This is a genomic window from Pseudonocardia pini (assembly GCF_013870575.1).
Classification (GTDB): domain Bacteria; phylum Actinomycetota; class Actinomycetes; order Mycobacteriales; family Pseudonocardiaceae; genus Pseudonocardia; species Pseudonocardia pini.
Genome location: NZ_JACBXB010001150.1, coordinates 1 through 1,241 on the forward strand (window position 1 = coordinate 1; position 1,241 = coordinate 1,241).

The window sequence follows — 1,241 nt, forward strand, 5'->3', positions numbered from 1 at the left end:
CGAGGAAGTTCAGCGACGAGATGCGTGAGCGCGCGAAGCGGATGGTCCGCCAGGCGCGCGCGGAGGAGCCGGGTCTGTCGGTCAACGCGGCGTGCAAGCGGATCGGCCCGCAGTTGGGGATCCTGCCCGACACTCTGCGCGGCTGGTGCCGCCAGGCCGACATCGACGATGGTGTCGCGCCGGGTGTGACCACCGGGGAGTCTGAGGAGCTCAAGCGGCTGCGCCAGGAGAACGCCGAGCTTCGGCGGGCGAACGAGATCCTCAAGACGGCGTCGGCGTTTTTCGCGGCGGCGGAGCTCGACCGCCGTATCCGCTGATCGTCGCCTACATCGACGCTCACAAGGACCGGTTCGGGGTCGAGCCGATCTGCGCTGTCCTGCACGCTGCGGGCATCGCGGTCGCCCCGTCGGGCTACTACGCCCACAAGAACCGCCCGCCGTCGCGGCGGGCACTGACCGACGCGGCGCTGGCGGAGACGATCGAGGCCACGTTCTTCGACCGGGACAAGGGCCGCGGCCTCTACGGGGCCCGCAAGATGTGGCGCCAGCTGCGCCGCGACGGCGTCACAGGCCGGTCGGGGCGGCCGGTGGCGCGTTGCACGGTGGAGCGGCTGATGCGCTCGCTGGGGCTGCGCGGGGTGCGTCGCGGGCAGCCGGTGATCACCACTCGCCCCGACAAGCAGACGGGCCGGGCACCGGATCTGGTGGATCGGGACTTCACCGCGGCACGGCCGAACCAGCTCTGGGTGGTGGACATGACCTACGTCCCGACATGGTCCGGGACGGTGTTCACCGCGTTCGTGTCCGATGTGTACTCGCGGCGGGTCGTCGGGTGGCGCTGCGCGTCCCGGATGCCCACCGAGCTCCCGCTCGACGCCCTGGAGATGGCGCTATGGACCCGCGAACGCGCAGGCCAGACCCGTGACGGCCGCCTTGACGGGTTGATCCACCACTCGGATGCCGGGTCTCAGTACACGGCCATCCGCTACGGCAACCGGCTCGCCGAAGCCGGCGCGGTCGCGTCGATCGGCTCGGTCGGGGACTCCTATGACAACGCCATGGCCGAGTCGCTGATCGGGTTATACAAGTCCGAGTGCGTCCGCCGAGACGGGCCGCTGCGCAACGTGGAGGACCTCGAGCTGGCCACCGCCTCGTGGGTGCACTGGTTCAACACCAACCGGCTGCACTCCATGATCGGCAACATCCCACCGGTCGAGTACGAGAACAACTACTACGCTCACC

Annotated in this window: 1 protein-coding gene and 1 other annotated feature; the gene reads left to right on the plus strand. The window is 69.8% G+C overall.

Features of this window, described 5'->3' with window-relative positions:
- Nucleotides 1-1,241, plus strand: a protein-coding gene (locus tag H5J29_RS33335; RefSeq protein WP_181784859.1) for an IS3 family transposase whose coding sequence is annotated in 2 segments (ribosomal slippage) — nt 1-288 and nt 288-1,241 — 1,242 coding nt annotated over the 2 segments. Because the reading frame shifts where the segments join, the coding sequence is not laid out codon by codon here. This gene is flagged as partial in the annotation.
- Nucleotides 275-406: a sequence feature (AL1L pseudoknot), on the plus strand. Its footprint overlaps the gene before it by 132 nt.